This is a genomic window from Galactobacter valiniphilus (assembly GCF_003575975.1).
Taxonomy (GTDB): domain Bacteria; phylum Actinomycetota; class Actinomycetes; order Actinomycetales; family Micrococcaceae; genus Galactobacter; species Galactobacter valiniphilus.
Window position 1 is genome coordinate 1 of record NZ_QQXK01000017.1, and the last position, 20,360, is coordinate 20,360.

At 71.1% G+C, this 20,360-nt stretch carries 17 protein-coding genes and 2 pseudogenes; 5 read left to right on the forward strand and 14 right to left on the reverse strand.

What is annotated here, in order from left to right:
- Positions 1 to 53: 53 nt before the first annotated feature.
- The 3 genes from DWB68_RS09340 to DWB68_RS09350 are packed head-to-tail and all read right to left on the reverse strand — an operon-like array spanning position 54 to position 3,270.
- Positions 54 to 647 carry an ABC transporter permease subunit gene (locus DWB68_RS09340; RefSeq protein ID WP_199700424.1) on the reverse strand — a complete coding sequence of 198 codons (594 nt, stop codon included), beginning with the start codon at positions 645 to 647 and terminating at the stop codon, positions 54 to 56.
- Positions 644 to 1,597, reverse strand: coding sequence for an ABC transporter permease (locus tag DWB68_RS09345; protein ID WP_233548709.1), 954 nt, complete (start codon positions 1,595 to 1,597; stop codon positions 644 to 646). Before DWB68_RS09345 ends, DWB68_RS09340 begins: the two co-directional genes overlap by 4 nt.
- Entirely contained in the window at positions 1,594 to 3,270 is a 1,677-nt protein-coding gene (locus DWB68_RS09350; protein ID WP_119424878.1) for an ABC transporter substrate-binding protein, read from the reverse strand. The genes DWB68_RS09345 and DWB68_RS09350 overlap by 4 nt, the downstream gene beginning before the upstream one ends.
- Positions 3,271 to 3,427: 157 nt before the next feature.
- On the opposite strand from DWB68_RS09350, the gene DWB68_RS09355 reads away from it, so the two are divergent.
- Together DWB68_RS09355 and DWB68_RS09360 are read left to right on the forward strand one after the other, a co-directional pair.
- Positions 3,428 to 3,790, forward strand: coding sequence for a carboxymuconolactone decarboxylase family protein (locus DWB68_RS09355; protein WP_119424879.1), 363 nt, complete (start codon positions 3,428 to 3,430; stop codon positions 3,788 to 3,790).
- Positions 3,783 to 4,364 (forward strand): annotated as a pseudogene (locus tag DWB68_RS09360) (DinB family protein). The gene DWB68_RS09355 and the pseudogene DWB68_RS09360 overlap by 8 nt, the downstream one beginning before the upstream one ends.
- 98 nt (positions 4,365 to 4,462) lie before the next feature.
- On the opposite strand, the gene miaA reads toward DWB68_RS09360, so the two are convergent.
- The 4 genes from miaA to DWB68_RS09380 all read right to left on the reverse strand — a co-directional run bounded on the left by miaA (position 4,463) and on the right by DWB68_RS09380 (position 8,918).
- The gene (miaA, locus tag DWB68_RS09365) at positions 4,463 to 5,434 is read right to left on the reverse strand and encodes a tRNA (adenosine(37)-N6)-dimethylallyltransferase MiaA (protein ID WP_119424880.1); all 972 of its coding nucleotides are present in this window, start codon (positions 5,432 to 5,434) and stop codon (positions 4,463 to 4,465) included.
- Complete coding sequence (miaB, locus tag DWB68_RS09370; protein ID WP_119424881.1) at positions 5,434 to 6,963, reverse strand: tRNA (N6-isopentenyl adenosine(37)-C2)-methylthiotransferase MiaB; 1,530 nt, start codon at positions 6,961 to 6,963, stop codon at positions 5,434 to 5,436. The genes miaA and miaB overlap by 1 nt, the downstream gene beginning before the upstream one ends.
- A gap of 226 nt (positions 6,964 to 7,189) precedes the next feature.
- The gene (locus DWB68_RS16690) at positions 7,190 to 8,143 is read right to left on the reverse strand and encodes a DinB family protein (protein WP_233548710.1); all 954 of its coding nucleotides are present in this window, start codon (positions 8,141 to 8,143) and stop codon (positions 7,190 to 7,192) included.
- A gap of 58 nt (positions 8,144 to 8,201) precedes the next feature.
- Complete coding sequence (locus tag DWB68_RS09380; RefSeq protein ID WP_147391632.1) at positions 8,202 to 8,918, reverse strand: hypothetical protein; 717 nt, start codon at positions 8,916 to 8,918, stop codon at positions 8,202 to 8,204.
- Between the two features lie 401 nt (positions 8,919 to 9,319).
- Between DWB68_RS09380 and DWB68_RS09385 the strand changes: the two genes are divergently transcribed.
- The 3 genes from DWB68_RS09385 (at position 9,320) to DWB68_RS09395 (ending at position 12,078) form a co-directional block, all read left to right on the forward strand.
- Positions 9,320 to 10,462: an LLM class flavin-dependent oxidoreductase gene (locus tag DWB68_RS09385; RefSeq protein ID WP_158588272.1), complete on the forward strand. Its 1,143-nt coding sequence runs from the start codon at positions 9,320 to 9,322 to the stop codon at positions 10,460 to 10,462.
- Positions 10,463 to 10,701: 239 nt separating this feature from the next.
- Entirely contained in the window at positions 10,702 to 11,193 is a 492-nt protein-coding gene (locus tag DWB68_RS09390) for an FBP domain-containing protein (RefSeq protein ID WP_119424884.1), read from the forward strand.
- Positions 11,194 to 11,334: 141 nt separating this feature from the next.
- Complete coding sequence (locus tag DWB68_RS09395) at positions 11,335 to 12,078, forward strand: class II glutamine amidotransferase (protein ID WP_158588273.1); 744 nt, start codon at positions 11,335 to 11,337, stop codon at positions 12,076 to 12,078.
- Positions 12,079 to 12,084: 6 nt separating this feature from the next.
- Here the strand turns inward: DWB68_RS09395 and DWB68_RS16695 are convergent, their stop codons facing one another.
- From DWB68_RS16695 to DWB68_RS09425, 7 genes and pseudogenes are all read right to left on the reverse strand, one after another.
- Positions 12,085 to 13,335, reverse strand: coding sequence for a regulatory protein RecX (locus tag DWB68_RS16695; RefSeq protein ID WP_233548712.1), 1,251 nt, complete (start codon positions 13,333 to 13,335; stop codon positions 12,085 to 12,087).
- 265 nt (positions 13,336 to 13,600) lie between these two features.
- A complete protein-coding gene (recA, locus tag DWB68_RS09405) occupies positions 13,601 to 14,644 on the reverse strand; it encodes a recombinase RecA (protein ID WP_119424886.1) in 1,044 nt (347 codons plus the stop codon).
- Positions 14,645 to 14,913: 269 nt separating this feature from the next.
- Positions 14,914 to 15,150 (reverse strand): DUF3046 domain-containing protein, encoded by a 237-nt coding sequence (locus DWB68_RS09410; protein WP_119424887.1) that lies wholly within the window; start codon positions 15,148 to 15,150, stop codon positions 14,914 to 14,916.
- Between the two features lie 153 nt (positions 15,151 to 15,303).
- A complete protein-coding gene (locus DWB68_RS09415; RefSeq protein WP_119424888.1) occupies positions 15,304 to 15,741 on the reverse strand; it encodes a helix-turn-helix domain-containing protein in 438 nt (145 codons plus the stop codon).
- A gap of 174 nt (positions 15,742 to 15,915) precedes the next feature.
- Entirely contained in the window at positions 15,916 to 16,734 is an 819-nt protein-coding gene (locus DWB68_RS16700; RefSeq protein WP_233548719.1) for a CinA family protein, read from the reverse strand.
- Positions 16,714 to 17,283 (reverse strand): annotated as a pseudogene (pgsA, locus tag DWB68_RS16705) (CDP-diacylglycerol--glycerol-3-phosphate 3-phosphatidyltransferase); the annotation flags it as partial. The gene DWB68_RS16700 and the pseudogene pgsA, both read right to left, overlap by 21 nt.
- Before the next feature lie 32 nt (positions 17,284 to 17,315).
- Positions 17,316 to 20,333 carry an FtsK/SpoIIIE family DNA translocase gene (locus DWB68_RS09425; RefSeq protein ID WP_119424890.1) on the reverse strand — a complete coding sequence of 1,006 codons (3,018 nt, stop codon included), beginning with the start codon at positions 20,331 to 20,333 and terminating at the stop codon, positions 17,316 to 17,318.
- Positions 20,334 to 20,360 lie beyond the last annotated feature (27 nt).

The following is a 20,360-nucleotide window of genomic DNA, read 5'->3' on the forward strand; positions in this document are numbered from 1 at the left end:
AAGACCTCGACCCTCACCCCGACACCGACGCGCCGCCCCAGGTCGCACCACAGCTACACCCTCATCTGTGAAGAGCCGCTCATCTGCTCCATGACCGCACCGCGGACGAGGCGGACATCCGAGGGAGAGAAGAGCACCACGAGGACCAGGACGGTGACCCAGTAGCCGCCGCCCAGCACGCCCGCCACGACGATCGCGAGCAGGATGGCCGGCAGCGCGAGGACCAGGTCCGCGTAGCGCGAGACCACGCCGTCGGCGAAGCCGCCGCGGTAGCCGGCCAGGCCGCCGAGCAGGAGCCCGATCAGCATGGAACCGACGGCCACGACGAGCGGCCCGGCCACGGCGCTCAGGGCGCCGGCACCCAGCAGGGCGAGCACATCGCGGCCGAGCTGATCGGTGCCGAGCGCATGCCCCCACACACCGATGCCCACCGAGCCGAGCCGGGTGTCCTGCTCCATGGCCAAGGGATTGAGCACCCCGTGCAGGAGCGCGCAGACGAAGACCACCAGCACGATGAGGGCCGAGACCGCCACCGTGAGCGGTGCCGAGGGACGGCGCCGCGCCACGACGGGCAGCCCGACGCCGGGCGCCCCGGCCGCGTTGTTGGCCCCGTCGTTGAGGGGGCTGGGAAGGATCGCCTGGCTCACGCGGTCACCGCCTTCCTGAGGATCCGGGGGTCGATCGCGAGGTAGAGAAGGTCCACCGCGAGGGAAATGAGGCACACGAGCAGGCCGGTGATGAGCGTGAGCGCCTGCACCACCGGCACGTCCTTGAAGAGGACGGCCTGCTGCAGCTGGGTGCCGAGCCCCGGCAGGCCGAAGACGACCTCCACGAGGATGGTGCCGCCCACGAGGTAGGTCACCATGAGCCCCAGGCTCGTCACGATGGGGATGGCCGCGTTGCGCAGCACGGTGCCCATGACGCGGGCCTCGGAGAGGCCGCGGCTGCGCTGGAAGGTGACGTAATCGGCGTCGAGCTCCCTCACCACTGCGGCGCGGGTCAGCTGAACCACGAGCGCCCCGAGGCCGACCGCGAGGGCGATCGCCGGCAGGGTGAGGTGCCAGAGCTGGCCCCAGAAGCCCTCCCCCGTGCCGTACACGGGGAACCAGCGCAGGGTGACGGCAAAGACAAAGAGGAGCAGCAGGCCCACGGCGAAGCCGGGGGCGCTCACGCCCACGACGGCCCCGGAGACGAGGGTGCGATCCACCCAGGTGCCGCGGCGGCGGGCCGCCCACACGCCGGCCGGGATGCTGACGAGGGCTGCGATGAGGAAGCCCATAACGATGAGGCGCACCGTGATGCCGGCGCGGGAGGCGATCTCGTCCGCCACGGGGAGGCCGCTGCGGATGGAGGTTCCCCAGTCCCCCGTCAGGACGCCGGAGAGCCAGTGCCAGTACTGCGCCAGGAACGGATCGTCCAGGTGGTACTGGGCCCGCACGGCGGCGAGCGCCTCGGGTGTGACGGCCTTGGTGCCCAGCAGGTTCTTGGCGATGTCGCCCGGAGCCAGGTACAGGAGGCTGAAGATGAGGAAGGAGAGCACGGCGAGCAGCAGGGCCGTGGCCAGCAGGCGCCGCACAACAAACCAGACGATGTTCACGAGGCGGCTCCCGCTGTCGGGTGGACCTGAAGGGGCCACAGGGAGTTGAAGGTGAAGGAGGTGTAGTCCTTCACGCCGAGGGTGCTGGAGAACGCGGTGGCGCTGCGGCCCCACCAGAGCGGCAGGTAGGGGACCTGTTCGGTCATGAGCCGCTGGGCCTTCAGGACCACCTCGGCGCGCTGCCGCGGATCCTTGATCCCGGCGGCGGAGCCGATGAGGGCCGCCAACTCCGGGTCCTTGAAGGCCGCCGGGTTGCCATCGGCCAGGAACCAGGCCGAGAGCTCGGCCGGATCGCCCGTGGTGTTGAAGTACCACATGTACGACAGCTCGGGGGCTTCGCCGAGCTCGGCCAGCCACTGTTCGATCGCGAGCTGCTTCACCGTGATCTTGATGCCCAGCGGCTCGAGGGTCTTGGCAAACGCGAGCGCCGCCGTGCCCAGCTGCGGGCCGGTGTTGGGGTAGCTCAGCGTCAGCTCGAAGCCCTTCGGCGTCTTGGACTGCGCCAGCTCGCGCTTGGCAGCCTCCAGGTCGAAGGCGTATTGCTCCCCCTCGGCGAGGCGGCGCGTGGCCTCCTCGGGCGTGAGGACGCCGCCGAACTGCTCCGGGGTCGCGAGGGCCGTGGCCACCTGCGCCTGGCCCAACAGCACATCGTCGACGAGGGCCTGCTTGTTGATGGCGTACGCCACGGCACGACGGGCGTGCACATCGTCGAAGGGCGCCTTGGCGGTGTTGAAGGTCAGGCCCGCGTAGGAGCGGTCAGGTTGGAAGTTCAGGATCGTCCGCGGGCTCGCCGCCCACTGGGCGGCCTGGGCCAGCGGCACGTTGAGGGAGATGTCCATGGCGCCGCTCTGCCACGCGAGCAGGCGCGTGGTGTCGTCCGAGATGAAGTCGACGCGCACCGTGGCCGCGCGGCCGGGGGTGCCGCGCCAGAACTGATTGCGTTCAAGCACCAGGTGCGAGGACGGAACGAAGGCGGCCACCTTGTAGGGTCCGCTGCCGATGAGCGGCGCCGTGGGGCCGCCGAGCGCATCCCGCTTCCACGCGGCGGCCGGCATGACCCAAAGGGCGTCCACGGTGGTGGGGACCCAGCCGAAGGCCACGTCCTCGTAGCTCGTGGTGAGCGTGACCTCGCGCTCGCCGCTCGCCTCGGCGCTCGCCAGGGCGGCCCAATAGGCGGCGGTGGAGGGCGAGAGCTTCTCGTCCTTGCCAGCGTTGATCGAGGCCACCACATCGGCCGCGAGGACCGGGGTGCCGTCGCTGAAGCGGGCCGCGGGGTCAAGCGTGTAGACCCACGTGAGCGGATCGGGGCGCTCGACGCCGGTGGCCAGGCCGGGCACGAGGGAGCCGTCCGAGCCGACGGTCATGAGGCCCTCGGCCACGGGCGCCGCCATGACGTAGTTGAGGATGCCGGATTCCTGGCCCGGATACAGATTGGCCAGGGAGCCGGGCATGGACAGGCGCAGCGCGCCGAGTTCGCCGCCGGTGTCGGCGCCGAAGCCCTCGCGGCCGGCCGCCGCCAGCGCGCCCGCCTGCGGCTCGCGGGCGCCGCAGGCGGCGAGGAAGGTGGCGGCGGCGGCGCCGAGCGCGCCGAGGCCGATGCCGCGCAGCACGGCGCGACGGCCGACGCCGGGGGCGTCGCTGGGGCCGGGGTGGCCCGTTGGGGGTGCGTTCATGACGACCTCCGTCCAGGGGGATGTGTTTACGGACAGTAGTCGGAAGATCACTCACAGTGAATAGGTACGTAGGAAAACTTCACGAGCGCGAAATGCGACACCCGTGACAGAGTGGGAGGCGCAGCCCCCGCACGGTGCAGGGGCACGAGAGGACACCATGGCCTTCCTTGATTGGGGCGACTACCGCCGCAACCTCACCCGCCGCTTCGCCGAGTTCGGCAAGCTGCGCGGCAACACCCTCGCCGGCTACCAACAGCTCGGGGCGCCCGAGGAGGGTGACGTCCTCGACGCCAAGACCCGCGAGCTCATCTCGCTTGCCGTGGCCGTGACGACGCGTTGCGACGGCTGCATCGCCTCCCACACGACCGCCGCCATCAAGGCCGGCGCCACGCGCGAGGAGGTCGCCGAGGCCCTCTCCGTGGCGGTCCAGCTCAACGCCGGGGCGGCCATGGTCTACTCCAGCCGCGTGCTGGACGCCTACGACGGCCTCAAGGACCAGACGCCGCACGGGCATGCCTGAGGCCGCACCGAGCGAGGCCGAGGCGGCGGTGGCCGCCCACGCGGCGCTCGGCGCGTCCCGCCCCGAGCCGCCGCTCGCCGGCGACGAGTGGGAAACGCTGACCGGCTACCTTGACTACCACCGGGCCACGCTCGCCTGGAAGGTTCAAGGGCTCGACGCCGCGGGGCTGGGCACGCGGGTCGGCACCAGTTCGGTGACGCTGGGCGGCCTCGTGAAGCACCTGGCCTACGTCGAGGACGAGTGGGCGGTGCGCCGCTTCCTGGGCCTCGAGCGCGCCGGGCCGTGGGCCGGGATCGACTGGGGCGCCACCCCGGACTGGGACTGAGATTCGGCGGCGGAGGACAGCCCCGCGGAGCTGCTGGCGCTGTGGGAGGCCTCGGTGGGACGCGCGCGGTCGATCTACGCCGAGGCCCACGCCGCGGCCGGGCTCGACGCCCCGCTCGCGCGCACCTTCCCCGACGGTGGGCGTCCGAGCCTGCGCTGGCTCCTGATCCCCCTCATCGAGGAGTACGCGCGGCACAACGGGCACGCCGATCTGCTGCGCGAAGCGGTGGATGGGTCCGTGGGCGAATAGCCGCGGCTGCCACGCGGCAGCCAAGGCACTCCCGCCCCACGCGGACGCGTCACGACGCGCTCCGCGCGCGACCCACGCGGCCCGTGCGGCCCCGGGACCTACGAGCGCCCCAAGGCCTCCATGACGCGCCCGGTCAGCCCGGGCTCGCTCGGGTCGAACCACTCGACCCGCGGGTCGGCGTTGAACCAGGTCACCTGGCGGCGGGCGAAGCGCCGCGTGGCCACGGTGGTGTCCTCGATGGCCCATGCGGTGTCCGCCTCGCCGTCCAGCACCTTCAGGAACTGGGCGTAGCCGATCGCGCGCGAGGCGGTCTTGCCCGCGCGAAGACCGGCGGCGTCGAGACGCTCCACCTCGGCCAGCAACCCGGCCTCCACCATCGCCTCCACCCGGGAACGCAGGCGCTGGTGCAGCAGCTGGCGCTCCACGTTCAGGCCGATCTGCACGGTGGGGCGCAGGTACTCGCGCTGCGGCATGAAGGAGGCGAAGGGCCGCCCGGTCAGCCGGAACACCTCGAGGGCGCGCACGAGCCGGCGCTCGTCCCCCATGCGCTCGGCGCTCACGGGATCCACCTCGCGCACGCGGGCGCGCAGGGCGTCCAGGCCGATCGCCGCGGCGAGCGCCTCGAGCTCGGCGCGGACCGCCGGATCGGTCGGCGGAAACTCCAGGACGTCGAGGGCAGCACGGACGTAGAGCCCCGAGCCGCCCACGAGCACGGGCCGCAGGCCCCGCGCCTCGATGTCCTCGATGACGGCGCGCACCTCGGCCTGGAAGCGCGCCACTGAGGCCTCCTCCGTGACGTCCAAGATGTCGAGCAGGTGGTGCGGAAGGCCGCGGCGCTCGGCGACGGGAAGCTTGGCCGTGCCGATGTCCATGCCCCGGTAGAACTGCAGGGCGTCGGTGTTGACGATCTCGCCGCCGAGCTCCTCGGCGAGGTCAAGCGCGAGGTCCGACTTGCCGGTGCCGGTCGGGCCGACGATCGCGATCACGGGGGCCCGCTCGGCGACCGACGGGGTGCCGCCGGCCGCCTGCGGCGCGCCGACCGCGGGACCCGGTCGCGCGTCGTCGTGCATTAAAGCCCCACGCGCAGCGTGGGCAGGCCGAGGCTCACGCCCTTGCCGCCCGACGCGGCGCCCGGGGTGGGGACGCCGCAGGACTCGGCCTGCGCGCGGTCCCACGCGTCGCCGGCGCGCGTGGCGCGTAGCGTGTACTGCTCCGGCGTGGGGTCGGAGACCAGGTGAAAGGAGCCGACCTCGGTGACCGGCACGGTCACGACGTCGCCGGGGCGCGGCACGGGCGACCCCGCGGGCACGGAGAAGTGCACGAGCCGCTGATCGCGGGCGCGCCCCTTGAGGCGCCCCGTCTCCTCGGCCTTGCGGCCGGAGGAATCGGCGACGAGCACCTCAACGGTGGCGCCGAGCTGCTTGGCGTTCTCCTCGCGGGCCATGCGGTCCTGCAGCTCCACGAGCCGCTCGAAGCGCTCCTGCACCACGGCCTTGGGCACCTGTTCCTCGTACGTCGCGGCCGGGGTGCCGGGGCGCGGCGAGTACTGGAAGGTGAAGGCTGTGGAGAAGCGCGAGGCCTCCACGACGCGCAGGGTCTCCTGGAAGTCCTCCTCGGTCTCCCCGGGGAAGCCCACGATGAGGTCGGTGGAGATCGCGGCGTGCGGCATGCGCTCGCGGACCTTGTCCAGGATGCCGAGGAACTTGGTGGAGCGGTAGGAGCGGCGCATCTCCTTCAACACCTTGTCGGAGCCCGACTGCAGCGGCATGTGCAGCTGCGGCATGACGTTGGGCGTCTCGGCCATGGCCTCGATGACGTCGTCCGTGAACATCGCGGGGTGCGGGGACGTGAAACGCACGCGCTCCAGGCCCTCGATCTCGCCGCAGGCGCGCAGGAGCTTGGAGAATGCCTGGCGATCGCCGAACTCCACGCCGTAGGAGTTCACGTTCTGGCCCAGCAGCGTGACCTCGATGGCGCCGTCGTCCACGAGCGCCTGGATCTCGGCGAGGATGTCGCCGGGGCGGCGGTCCTTCTCCTTGCCGCGCAGACTCGGGACGATGCAGAAGGTGCACGTGTTGTTGCAGCCGACCGAGATGGAGACCCACGCGGAGGCGTGCGACTCGCGCTTGGTCGGCAGTGAGGACGGGAAGACGTCGAGGGCGTCGAGGATCTCGATCTGCGCCTCGGCGTTGTGGCGGGCACGCTCCAGGAGCACCGGAAGGGCGCCGACGTTGTGGGTGCCGAACACGACGTCGACCCACGGGGCGCGCTGCAGGATCGTGTCGCGATCCTTCTGCGCCAGGCAACCACCCACCGCGATCTGCAGGCCGGGGCGGCGGCGCTTCTCCTGCTTGAGCAGGCCCAGGTGGCCGTAGAGCTTGTTGTCGGCGTTCTCGCGCACGGCGCAGGTGTTGAAGACGACCACGTCGGCCTCGCCCTCGCCCGCCTCGGGGGCCACGGCGGCCAGGCCGGCCTCCTCGAGCAGGCCCGAGATGCGCTCGGAGTCGTGCACGTTCATCTGGCAGCCGAAGGTGTTCACCTGGTAGGTGCGCTGCGGCTGGCCGGTGGGCTGGGCGGCGGGATCAAGCGTGGTGGTCACCGATCCAGTTTAGGCGCTTGGGCGCGTCGGGGTGCCGCCAGTGCACGACGGCGCGTGGGCACCTCGGCGCCCGGGGCCACCTGGGTGCGTCTCGCGTCCGTTCCCCGAGGGTTTCCCCAGCTCCCTGGGCACGCCGCGCGCCCGGTCCCGACGGGTTTCCCCGGGGGCCGGACGCACGGCTCTCGCACCGGAGGGTGCGACCGCCCGTCGACCCAGCCCCGATTTCTCATTCGTGCTGCCGGGGCCGCGTGGCATCGGCCGCCGCCTGCAGCCTCGCGCGCCGCGCCTCCCACTCCCCCGCCGTGCGGTGCTCGGGGAGATTCGAGTTGCCAGCGCGATATCCGGCGGAGCCATCGAGCTGTTCATGGACAATGTCGGCCTGTCCCAGATGCCGCGCGAGCTCGTCCAGCATGTGCACGAGGAGCTCGGCGAGGCTCGCATCGCGGCCTCCCTCGCCCCACCACGCCACGCGCGCTGTGTCGCCCAGCGCGTGGCGGTCGATCGAGGCGTCGGCGTGGGCCGCCGCGCGCCGGGCCAACGCGAAGACGTCCGCCGGGGATTCGCCTGGGAACGCCCAGAGGTCGTCGTCCGGTTCGCAGGCGGGGTTTGTGTAGTCGTAGTACGCGGGTGGGTCGGGGAAGGGACCGCCGAAGCAGTCACCGAAATACCCGGCCTCCACGAGCGCCACATGCTTCACGAGCCCCAAGAGATTCGTGCCGGTGGGTGTCTGCGGCGTGCGGGCGAGATGCTCCGGCAGGCCGCTTGCCTTCTGCCAGAGGGTCTCGCGGTCCAGCCGGTAGCGGCGGACGAGGAGATCCTTCAGTTCGTCGTCGTTCATGGGCGTCCTTCCTCGGGGGGCGGGTGTTGCGGGGCCGGCAAGTTCTGCGGGTGGGACCGACTTCTCGAGGCGCCAGCGCAGCTCCCGCAATTCTCGCTTGATCTCGGCCAGCTCGTCTTGCTGCTGAACGGCGAGTGCGTTAAGGAAGACGAGGCGGGCCGTGACCACCAAGGTGAGCCCCAGCACGAAGAGTGCCACCCAGACCACAAACCAAAATACGAGGGTCTCGACGCCCTGGCCGCCCTTCTCCTGGGCCTTCGAATCACCAAGCCGCCACATTCCGCTCTGGGGGAGCCGCGGGCGCAAGCGCCCCAGCGACACCACCACCATGATGAGCCCCACGCCCATAAGGACCCCACCCAGCGCCGTCAGAAAGCGCCCGAAGCCACCCATCGCGGCCTCAGTCCCATGGCGTGCCCCGATCCGTGCGCGGCCCCTCGTTGGGCGGGCCACCCCTGGAGGGACCACCGCTGGGCGGGCCGTCATGGGGCGGGCCGCCCGCGGTGCCCGTGGCGCCCGCGCCGGGCGGGCCGTGATGCGAAGGGTCGCCCACGCGGTCCACGCCGCCCGCGTCGGGGGCACCGTCGTGGGGCGGGCGATCCGCACCCAGAGAGCCGTCCGAGGCACCGCCCGGGGAGCCGTCCGGGGTACCGTCAGGCGAAGCGACGGAACCGGGCCGCGTTTCCCCGCGCGCGACCGCGCCGCGTGCTTCCTCCGTCGGCCTTGCTTGCGCAGCCGCCGCAGCCGCTACCGTCGTGGTGGCATCTCGTGCGGCGGTCCTGCCCGCCTGCTCCAGCCGGTCCACGCGTTCCTCCAGTAGACGATGCCCGAGCCGCACGTGCTTCAGCTCGCTCCGAGTCGCGTCGGCCAAGAGCCACACGAAGGTCAGCCGCGCGGCGAAGGCAATGACGGCGCCCAGCAGGATCGCGGCGAGTGCCAGCGCCGCCACAAAGAGGTGGAAGGAGACGTAGCCGGACCCGTTCTCGCGGTCTTCGTAGGTGCCGACCCTCCACCCCCAGCGCGCCTCTTCCGGTTCGAGCGCGGCCAGCGACTGCCACAGCACGATCGCACCGATGATGGCCAGCACCACGCCCACCGCCGTGAACGTCTTGGTCACCCGGCCAGCCTTGCCGTCCTCCACCATGATTCCCCCCCACTGCCGGGGTGTCCGACTCCTCGTGCACGTCCGGCCAGGCTAACGGCCCCACCGACGGGCGGGAAGAGCCCGCCGCGTCTCCTCCCGTCGCTCGTTCGTACTCGTACCGAGCAGCGAAATCCCTGCCCACCTCCCGCTGAACTGGCCGCCCGCCACGTCGGCTGGGCGGGGCGGGAGGGCCAGACGCCGGGCCCGGCCTGGAGAGCCGGACCGGGCGCCCCCCCCCACTTGGGACCGCCCCGGAACCGGTGACCACGTGGAATGCCCGCCGTCCCAAGATTGTTGACACGGCAAACACTTGCGGTGGTCCGCGCGAGCTTCGCGTCCCGGCTACCCTTCGCCGGCACGAAAGCGAGACGGCCTTGTCCCTCACCGGCACCACCCTCTTCGGACTGCAGACCTTCGGCGGCGGCCTGCTCACGGTCGACGGCGAGGAGCTGGGCGACGCCCTCACGCAGGCCCACCTCGTGACCGAGGGCGCCGCGGCCGAGGCCGCCGGAGCCGACGCCTTCGGCGTGGGCGAGCACCATCGCGCCGAGCTGCCGACCTCGGCGCCCGATGTCATCCTCGCCGGCGTCGCTGCCCGCACGGAGCGCATCCTCCTCACCACCGCCGTCACGGTGCTCTCCACCGACGATCCCGTCCGCGCCTACGAGCGCTACGCCACGGTGGACGGCATCTCCGGCGGCCGCGTGCAGCCCGTCCTGGGCCGCGCGTCCTTCACCGAGCCCTTCCTCCTTTTCGGCTTCGACCTGGCGCACTACAACGAGCTCTTCGAGGAAAAGCTCGCCCTCTGGACCCAGGCCAAGCGCGAGGGGGCGTTGCGCTTCAACGGCGTGCACCGGGCGGCCCTGAACGGCGAAAGAGCGTTCCCCGCCTCGGCCACACCGGGCGGGATCGTCACGTGGGTCGGCGTGGGCGGAAGCCCCGAGTCCGTAGTGCGCGCCGCCAAGTACAACGCCAATCTCATGATGGCCGGCCTCGGGCAGACGCCCGACCGCATCCAGCGCTACTTCCAGCTCTTCCGCGCCGCGGAGAAGGAGTTCGGCCAGCGCCCGGCCATGCTCGGCATGACCTCCAACGGCTTCCTCGCCGACACCATGGAAGAGGCCCGCGATCGCGCGTGGGAGACGAACCGCCGCCTCATGGAGTCGGTGGCGCGCGAACGCGGGTGGGGCGAGCGCACCCGGGAACATTTCGAGGCGGATGCAGAGACCGGCTTCTCACTGGTCGGCACCCCCGAGTGGGCTGCGCAACGCATCGCCGAGCACGTTCTCGCACTCGATGTGGACCGCTACGACGTGAACTACGGCAACATGACCGCCACGCGGGAGGAGAAGCTGGAGCAGATCCGCCTCTGGGGCGAGGTCGTCTTCCCGCGCGTGCGCGAGCTCGTCGCCGAGGCGCGGGCGACGGCGGGCGGCGACGCCGCGCCGTCGGGCGTTTCCGACAGCCCGGCCCCGGAAGCGACGGGCGACGTGGCGCCGTCGGGCCAGCAGGCGTAGCATGGTGGGGCGCCGTTACCACGGCGCCCCACGATCCGGGCTGGCACGGCCCAGGAAAGGACCGGTGGCCCGCAGTGGCCTTCACCGCTTGATCCAGCCCCGAACCGCCCGAACTTCAACGCTTCACCGAAGCGGGCGGCCGCGATGACGCCTGGCCACCGACACCCAGCACTCGAGTGCCGTGGTCGCCGGCGACGCCCTCGCGGTCCCGGCCGCTTCCCCGGATCAAGGATCACACCATGCAGGAACTTTCCCTGGCGCAGTTGCGCGCCTCGTTCGTCAACACCTCCCGCCGCGAGGCCTCGCAGGCCACGCCCGAGCAGGACCTCGCTTCCGTGGACTGGGAGCAGCTGAGCCTGCTGGGCTGGCGGGACGCCCACAACCCCCAGCGTGCCTTCGTCATCATCCCCGTTGAGGATCGTCACGTGGGCATCATGCTCACGGCCGTGCCGTCTCCCCCGCGCAAGGCGATGTGCGCCCTGTGCGAGGACATCACCGAGGTCAGCGACGTCAAGATGTTCATCGCGAAGGCCGCCGGTGCGGCCGGGCGCAAGGGCGACACTCTCGGCACGCTCATCCACGCCGACTTCAAGTGCTCCAAGTACGCGCGCCGCTTCCCCTCCCGCTTGGAGGGGCAGGACAACCCCGAGGCGTTCATCGCCGCCCGGGTGGAGCGCCTGCGCGAGAACGCCGAGCGTTTCGCCCTGCGCGTCCTCGGCGAAGCGCACTAGAACCGCAGAATCGCGGCAAGGGGTTCACCGTCCGGCGAGCCCCTTGCCGCGGGGTTCGGCAACGCGTTTACTTGGATGTCATCGACGCGCGACACGCCGCTTGGGGACGTGTGTGCTCTGTCGAGGAAAGGCAGCGCGGGCATGTGTCGGCTCTTCGGCCACATTTCTAGCTCACCCACGACCGTGTCGGGTGCCCTCGGCGAGGACACGAGCGCCTTCACGGCGCTCTCCGGCCGTCACAAGGACGGGTGGGGGCTCGTGGGCCTGGACGGCAGCGGCGCCCAGCGCACGGGCGACACCCTGGCCGCCCGGGAGAGCCCCCGTTATGCGAGCGCCTCGACGGGCTTTACCTCCACGGGATTGCTCATGCACTTCCGGCTGGCCTCCCCGGGAACCCCGGTGATCGACGCCGATCTGCACCCCTTCGAGACGGTGCTTCCCGGGCTGGGGCCGGTGGCCTTTGCGCACAACGGCCACATGTTCGACGTCCCGGCGCTGCGCCGGCTCGTGGCCGGCTACAGCGATGCGCCGTTGCGCGGCACCACGGATTCTGAGAGCTACGCCCAGCTCGTCTTCGCCCTCATGCGGGACCTTTCGCCCGCCGAGGCGCTGTCCACGGCCGCCGGGCTCATCCAGGAGGTCACGGACGTGGTGGCCCTCAACGCCCTCTTGCTCACCCCGAGCGAGTTGCACGCCTTGCAGTGGCTCGACCCGGCGCCGCGCTCGGATGGCTTCAGGAACCCCCTGGACCCGGCGCTCTTCGTCATGCGCTCCCGCACCTCGGAGTCCGGAGTGACGGTCGCCTCGAACGAGTGGGAGCCGAGCGGCGAGGGCTGGGAGAACCTGCCCGACCGCGAGGTGCTCAGCTTCGCGCGGGCCGCCTAGGAACGGCTACCGCTCCCCCTTGTCGTGCCGCTCCATGGCCGAGCGAGCCGCCGAGAGCGCCATCCCGCCCGTGTAGCCCTTGCGGGCCAGGAAACCCACCACGCGGCGCAGGATCTTCTCCCGCTCGGCTGCCTCGGGCGTGCCGTAGCCGAACGGCGGCAGCGTTCGCGAGCCGAGCTTGCGCAGGGCGAGTTCCTCGGCGCGTTCACGTTCCTGATCGCCGTCGATCTGTTCGAGGGCGTTGTCCAGCGCCTCGCCGTCCACGCCCTTGCGCCGCAGTTCCTGCTTGAGCCGGCCGCGCGCGAAGCCCTTGCTGCGCGAGCGCGACTCGACCCACGCCTGCGCGAAGGCGGCATCGTCGATGATGCCGAGTTCCTCGTAGCGATCCAGGACGGCGCAGGCGGCGGCCGCCGGCACCTCGCGCTCGAGCAGCTTCTTCTCCAGCTCGTGGCGCGTGCGCGGCATGGCGGTGAGGAGCCGCAGGCAGATGGCGCGCGCCAGCTGTTCGGCCTCCTCGTCGCTCAGTTCGACGATCTCCCGTTGCGCCTGTTCCTCAGCGGGGAGCACCTCGACGCCGGCCGCGATGAGTTCGGCGGCCTCGGCCTCCCGCCGGTCCCAGTCCTCCAGGAGCGCGCTCACCCGTTCCGGCAGCTCGCCGTCGGTGACCCACGCGGGCGGGGCCCCGACATCGGCCCACGAGGGCGCGGGAGCGGGCGGAACCGGTGCGGCATCCGGGGGCGCGGCTTGGGAGGAGGTGGCCCCGGCGGTTGCCGTGGCGGAGCCGCGGCCGCGCGCGCCCGTGCCGCTGCGGGAGCCGCTCCCCTTCCCGGAGCCCGCGCGCTTGCCGCGCCCGGCCCCCTTCGTCCGTCGACCGCCCGCTGGAAGGCGTTCGGCGTCGGCCGCTGCGTCCTCCGGCTCGACCCCGCCGGCGCCCAGCTCCTCGCCGAAGGCCCGCGCCTCAAAGTCGTCCTCGCCGCGCGCTGGCGAGCGCCGCACCTGCGGCACCCTCAGCGTTCCGGCGGCGATGCGGTTCTCGCGGTGCTGTCTTTCGATGCTGCGGTTGGAGCGCTCCCCCGGCTCGCGTTTGCCTTGCCCCGACGTGCCCTCGGCCTGCGCTGCGTTCCAGGGCAGGACGCTCGGTCCGTCGTTATCCTCGGACCGATCGTCGCCGTCGACGGGCGAGGCGGCGGCCGGGGTCTCCAGCTCGGAGCCGCGCTTGATCCCCAGTTGGGCCATGAGCCGCGGATCGAGTGCCACTTGGCTCTCCTTCATCGTCGTGCGCGCACATCCTTCGGGCGCCAGCAGCTTCACAGGCGCCGGTCCCACCACGCCGAGGGGAGCAGGCCCCAGCACCCAACACCGAACACCCAGCACCCGCGAGCGACACCCAGCAGGGGCGCCCGCTCCGCCTTCCGGATGCACGGACGGCCGACGGGGATCCCCGCCGGCCGTCCATCTACTTCTTGCGCTCCGGCCAGCAACTCGTGCCGCAGGAGCGTCTCCGCGGCGGTGCCGCAGGGGCTCAGTCCTCGGAGACGGCCTTCAGCGCTGCGGCCTCGGCCTCGGGATCCGCGTCGATGCCGAGCTTGACGCGAATCTGGCGCTCGAGCTCGTTGGCGAGGTCCGGGTTGTCCTTGAGGAACTGGCGGGCGTTTTCCTTGCCCTGGCCCAGCTGGTCTCCGTCGTAGGTGAACCAGGCGCCGGACTTGCGCACGAGGCCGTGTTCCACGCCCATGTCGATGAGGCCGCCCTCACGGGAGATGCCCTCGCCGTAGAGGATGTCGAACTCGGCCTGCTTGAAGGGCGGGGCCATCTTGTTCTTGACGATCTTGGCGCGAGTGCGGTTACCCACGGCGTTGCCGCCGTCCTTGAGCGTCTCGATGCGACGGATGTCGATGCGCACGGAGGCGTAGAACTTCAGGGCCTTACCGCCCGTGGTGGTCTCCGGGGACCCGAAGAACACGCCGATCTTCTCGCGCAGCTGGTTGATGAAGATGGCAGTGGTCTTGGTCTGGGCCAGGCGGCCCGTGATCTTACGCAGGGCCTGCGACATGAGGCGGGCCTGCAGACCCACGTGGCTGTCACCCATCTCGCCCTCGATTTCGGCGCGGGGCACCAGGGCGGCCACGGAGTCGATCACGACGATGTCGATGGAGCCGGAGCCCACGAGCATGTCCATGATCTCCAGGGCCTGCTCGCCGGTGTCGGGCTGCGAGACGAGGAGGGCGTCGATGTCCACGCCCAGCTTGGCGGCGTACACCGGGTCAAGGGCGTGCTCGGCGTCGATGAACGCGGCGATGCCGCCGGCGCGCTGGGCGCTGGCCACGGCGTGCAGGGCCACGGTGGTCTTACCCGAGGATTCCGGGCCGTAGATCTCCACGACGCGGCCGCGGGGCAGGCCGCCAATGCCGAGGGCCACGTCCAGCGAGATCGAGCTCGTGGAAATGGTGTCGATGGGCTGGCGGGTCTCGTCGCCGAGACGCATGATCGAGCCCTTACCGAACTGCTTATCGATCTGGGCGAGGGCCGCCTCGAGGGCCTTCTCGCGATCCGGCGCTGCTGCCATGTTCCACCCCTGCGTTGTTCTTGGCGGCCCGTGCGGGCCGCGGAGTCTTTGGTGCGTTCGCCGCTCCGAACTGAGCGGTGAACCTCTTGCCATCAGGCTACGGCGAGCCTCCGACAGTAAAGCGATGGGACCTCTGCAGCTGTGGACGGGAAGCGCACTGTGAGGGTAACCAACGGGCACCACAGTAACCAATTTCGAACGCATCTTCGAACGACACGCCGATTCGAACACGATTCGAAGATCGTGCATCGGTCACCGCGGCGCGCGGATCAGCCGTCCCAGCGGTCCTGCCGTAGCGGGACGTCCTCCCCCAGCCACCGGGACTCGGGCACCTCCTTGGCGCGGCAGATCGCCAGCCACACCTCGCGCGGGCTCTCCCCGGCGTCGAGCGCCTCGTCCGCGGTGCGGGAGCCGAGCTCCGTCAGTGCCATCGTGGCCGCCAGGTGTCGCCCGGAGGCCGCCCCAAACTCGCCGTCCATCAGGCGCCAAAACTCGCTCAATCGCATGTCCCCATCCTCCCATGCGCGAGCCAGCCACGGCGCACGTACGCGGCCTGCCACCGTACTCAGACGGGCCCGGCACATGCGCGGCTCTCCCACAACGCAACGGCGCCCTCCCACACCGGGAGGGCGCCGCGTTGTTTGGCGTTGAGTGGCGGATCAGGCCTGCGGGGCCAGATCCGGGGCGAGGCCGTCCGGGACCTCATCGGGGATGTGCGTGGAGTAGGCGGCGGTCAGCTCGCTCGGAATCGTGTCCGGGACCAGCACGCCCTCGGCGACGGCGATGCGGTCGGACACGAGGCGGAGCACGATCGACAGCGGCACGTCCAGGGCCGTGGCGATCGAGGCCAGCAACTCGCTGGAGGCTTCCTTCTGCCCACGCTCGACCTCGGAGAGGTAACCGAGCGAAACGCGTGCCAGGTGCGAGACCTCGCGCAGGGTGCGACCCTGGCGCTGGCGAATCTCGCGAAGGACCTCACCGATTTCTTGGCGGAGGACGACCATCTTGCGCTCCTTCGTCTCGGGGTGACGGACCGAATCCTGGTCCACGCCCGTCCAGCGGACAATGCCGTTGATCTGCGTGGGCTGCTTCATCATGGGAATCTTGATTCTCCTCGTGACAGGTTCGGTTCCTGCGATAGGAACCGGGCCCGGCGGAAAACCGCCGGACACCCAATAGAACTACGGGCGCCGTGGCCTTGTTCCCTGCGCCCAGCCCATCACAGAAAACTCCCAGGCACCAGGCAGGAAGGCCCGTGTTTCGGATCGTGATCAGGCCGGAATCTTCGAGAGTAAAAGTTCCAGGGCCGCCTTGACGGCGGCCCAGCGCACGGCGTCGCGGTCGCCGGGAAAGACCTCCAGCGCATGCCCGGCGGTGCCCCGGCACCACCGCGCGTCGGGGCCGGTCACGGCGTGGCCGCCGTTGGCGGCGCCATCCGCGGACGCCACCGTTCCCGGCACAGCGCCACGTCCGGCGTCCGGCGCGGAGGTCGGATCGAGGGCTGCCGCCACCGGTGCGGGCACCACCGGGCTCTCCTCACGGGAGCCCCGCACCGCGACGCCCAGGTACACCGTCCCGACGGCGCGCCCGCCGTGCGGCTCGGGCCCGGCCACGCCGGTCGTGGAGACGCCCAGATCGGCGTCGCACACGCGGGCGGCCCCGGCGGCCATCTCCTCGGCCACGCGCGGATCAACGGGCCCGTGCTCGGCGAGCCACGCGGCGTCGACCCCCAAAACGCTCGCCTTGACCTCCACGGCGTAGGAGACCACTCCCCCGCGAAGCACCGCGGAGGCGCCGGGAACGTCCGCAATGGTGGCCGCCACAAGCCCGGCCGTGAGCGACTCCGCCGTGGCGACAGTGAGGCCGGCGGCGCCGGCCCGGGTCACGAGCTCGCGCGCCAGCGGCGCGCACTCCGACTGGAGCACCGCTGCCGGCGAGCCGGGAGCCAGACTCACGCCCGACCGCCGTCGTGCCCTGCGCCCCCCGCCCTCGGCGGTGCCGGCAGCGTCGGCTTGGTCGGCCCCGCTGGCCTGCCCGGCCCCGGCCAGCTTGGCCTGGTGCCCGCGGTAGAGGGCAGCCGCCTGGCGCACGTAATCGATCGCGGAGTAGAGCGTGATCGCGGCGGCGATGCCGACGATGACCCAGCCGATCCAGGTGAGCCACAGGTGCTGCGGCGTCCACGGCAGCAACAGGATGAAGGTGCCCAGCGCCTGGGTCACGGTCTTGATCTTGCCGCCGGCGCTGGCCGCGATGACGCCCCAACGAATGACCCAGAAGCGCATCACGGTGATGCCGATCTCGCGCACCAGGATGATGCCGGTGATCCACCACGTGAGCTCGCCCAGCGCCGAGAGCAGCACGAGGGCCGTGCCCATGAGCAGCTTGTCAGCGATGGGGTCGGCGATCTTGCCGAAGCTCGTCACGAGCCCGCGGGCGCGCGCGATGTCGCCGTCCAGCTTGTCGGTGTAGACCGCCACGGCAAAGACCAGTACGGCCAGCCAGCGCCAGAGACCGTAGCTCTGGGCGTCCATCAGCATGAACGCCACAAACACGGGGATCAGGACGATCCGCACCCCGGTCAACACATTGGCGATGTTCCACGCCGGGGCCGGGGCCTGCTCGGTCACTTGCTTCTCCAGTCTTGGATTCGGTACTGCATTGCCGCGTGTCCTCAGCGCCCGGTCAGCGACCAGGCGTCCTCGGACTCGCCGTCGTCGTCGCCGTCGTGCCACTCGGTGGCCTGCGGCAGCGCATCGAGGTCGCGCGCCACGAGGTCCACGCCGTCGTCCTCCTCGACGGGCTCCGCATGCGTCAGCGCGGCCTCGGCCGCGAGGGCGGCCACGGTCGCATCGATCGCGGAGGCGGCCGACGGCGCGGGGTCGCCCTTCATGGCGGCCAGGACGCCGGGGAGGTCCTCGGGCTTCACGAGCACGTCGCGGGCCTTGGAACCCTCGGACGGGCCCACGACGCCGCGGGACTCCAGGAGGTCCATGAGACGGCCGGCCTTGGCGAAGCCGACGCGCAACTTGCGCTGCAGCATCGACGTGGAGCCGAACTGGCTCGTGACGACCAGCTCGGTCGCCTGGAGCAGCAGCTCCAGATCGTCCCCGATGTCGTCGTCGATCTGCTTCTTGGGCGCCTCGGCGGCCACGTCCTCGCGGTAGTTGGCCTGCAGCTGCCCCTTGACGTGCTCCACGACGCGGTGGATCTCCGACTCGGTGACCCAGGCACCCTGCACGCGCATGGGCTTGGACTTGCCCATAGGCAGGAACAGGGCGTCGCCCTGGCCCAGCAGCTTCTCGGCGCCGGGCTGGTCCAGGACCACGCGGGAGTCGGTGACGGAGCTCGTCGCAAACGCCATGCGCGAGGGCACGTTGGCCTTGATGAGGCCCGTGACGACGTCCACCGACGGGCGCTGAGTGGCAAGCACGAGGTGGATGCCGGCCGCACGAGCGAGCTGGGTGATGCGGACGATCGAGTCCTCGACGTCGCGCGGAGCGACCATCATGAGGTCGGCAAGCTCGTCCACGATGACCAGCAGGTACGGGTACGGCTTGATGACGCGCTGCGAACCGGCCGGCGGCACCACCTTGCCGGCGCGCACCGCCTTGTTGAAGTCGTCGATGTGCTTGAAGCCGAAGTACGCGAGGTCGTCGTAGCGGGTGTCCATCTCCTTCACGACCCACTGCAGCGCCTCGGCCGCCTTCTTGGGGTTCGTGATGATGGGCGTGATGAGGTGCGGGACGCCCTCGTACGCCGTGAGTTCCACGCGCTTGGGATCCACCATGACCATGCGGACCTGGTCCGGCGTGGCCCGCATGAGGATCGAGACGATCATCGAGTTCACGAACGAGGACTTACCGGCACCCGTGGCACCGGCCACGAGCATGTGCGGCATCTTCGCGAGGTTCGCGACAACAAAGCCACCCTCGACGTCCTTGCCGACGCCCATGATCATGGGGTGCTCATTCGACTTGGCGGGGCGCGAGCGCAGCACGTCGCCGAGTGCGACGACCTCCTTGTCGGCGTTCGGGATCTCGATGCCGATGGCGCTCTTGCCCGGGATGGGGCTCAGGATGCGCACATCCGAGGACGCCACGGCGTAGGAGATGTTCTTGGAGAGGTTCGTGACCTTCTCCACCTTGGTGCCGGGCGCGAGCTCGATCTCGTAGCGCGTGACCGTCGGGCCGCGGCTGAAGCCCGTCACCTGGGCGTCCACGTTGAACTCCGTCAGGGTGGCCTGCAGGGCCTCCACGACGGCGTCGTTCGCCTCGGAGCGTTCCTTGGCCGGCGGGCCGGCGGGCAGGTACTCGTCCGGCGGGCGCGTGTAGACCACGTCGCCGGAGAGGATCAGCTGCTCGGAGCTGGGCGGGATGGGCGCCGGGGGCGCCTGGGTTTCAAGGCCCGACGGCGTGTGGTCCCCGACGCCGGGAGCGGCACCGGCCGCGAGGGAGGCGGCGGAGAGCACCTGGGTGGGCGCGGCGTCGGGCGCCGAGAAGTCGATGGCCTCCGTGGGGGGCTCGGCGATCTCGCCCGTGTACGGGTCGAAGACGACGTCGTCATCGACGCCCGCCTCGGGCGCGCCGTGGCCGGTGTGGTCGGTGCCGGCGCCGCCGTGCTGGTCCACGTCGTAGACGCCGGGCTCGTCCATGCCCAGCTGCTTGAGCAGCTTGGCGCGCTTCTTTTCCTCGCGCGTGGGGCGGCGAACCCCGGGCGGCGGGGTCGGCTCGGCGTGCGCCTCGGCGCCCATGATGCCGTCGAGATCCTCGACGACGGCACCCTCGTAGGCCTCGGCGCCGCTGCGATCGTTGAGCAATTCCTCCGAGGGAAGCTCCTCGTCCTTGCCGAAGATCTTGCGCTTGGTGCGCTTCTTGGGCGCGCCAGCGCCCTGCGCCCTGCGGTCCTCGTCGTAAAGGTAAGACTGGTCGTGACCGTTGCGATCGCCGTCGGGCACCTCGGAATGCGGGTGCTCCCCGACCACGAGGCGCTGCCACACGCCGCGCAGGCGGGCCGGCACCTTGGTGACCGGCGTGCCGGTCATGATCAGGAGCGAGAGCAGGGCGAGGACGACCAGGACGATCCACATGCCGGGGACCGAGATGACCTTGGAGAGCGGCGTGGCGACAAACCAGCCGAGGAAGCCGCCGCCGGCGAACAGCTCGGCAAAGGGCCCATCCAGGGCTGGCTGGCCCGCGGCCAGTTGGCACATGCCGGATCCGGCCAGGAGGGCGACCCAGAGGCCGATCGTGATCCGGTTGTTCGTGCGGTGCTCGGCCGGATGCCTGAAGAGGCGGAAGGCCACAAAGATCAGGACGGCGGGCAGGGCGACGGCCATGAGGCCGAAGGTGCCGCCGACGACGGCGTGGACGGCCTTGCCGAACCACCCGACGTCGCGCAGACCCCACCACTCGACGACGGCGATAAACACGGCCAGGAGCAGATAGGTCAGGCCCTTGCCGTCCCTGCGCTCCTCGGGGGCCGGGTGCCGGTCGGTGCCGAACTGACGCACGCCGGCGCCGATGACGGCACCGATGCCCGTCCAGACACGTTGGATGGCGCGCGCGATCCAGGGGAGCTCGAGCTCGCCCTGGGCGTCGAGCGCCTTGGTCTTGGGTGCGTCGGAGCGTTTCCGGGTGCCCTTGGTGGTGGCACCGGAACGCTGCGATCCGGAGGAAGTGCGGGTCGCCATAGCCCCCAGGGTACGCCGAAGGGGCCC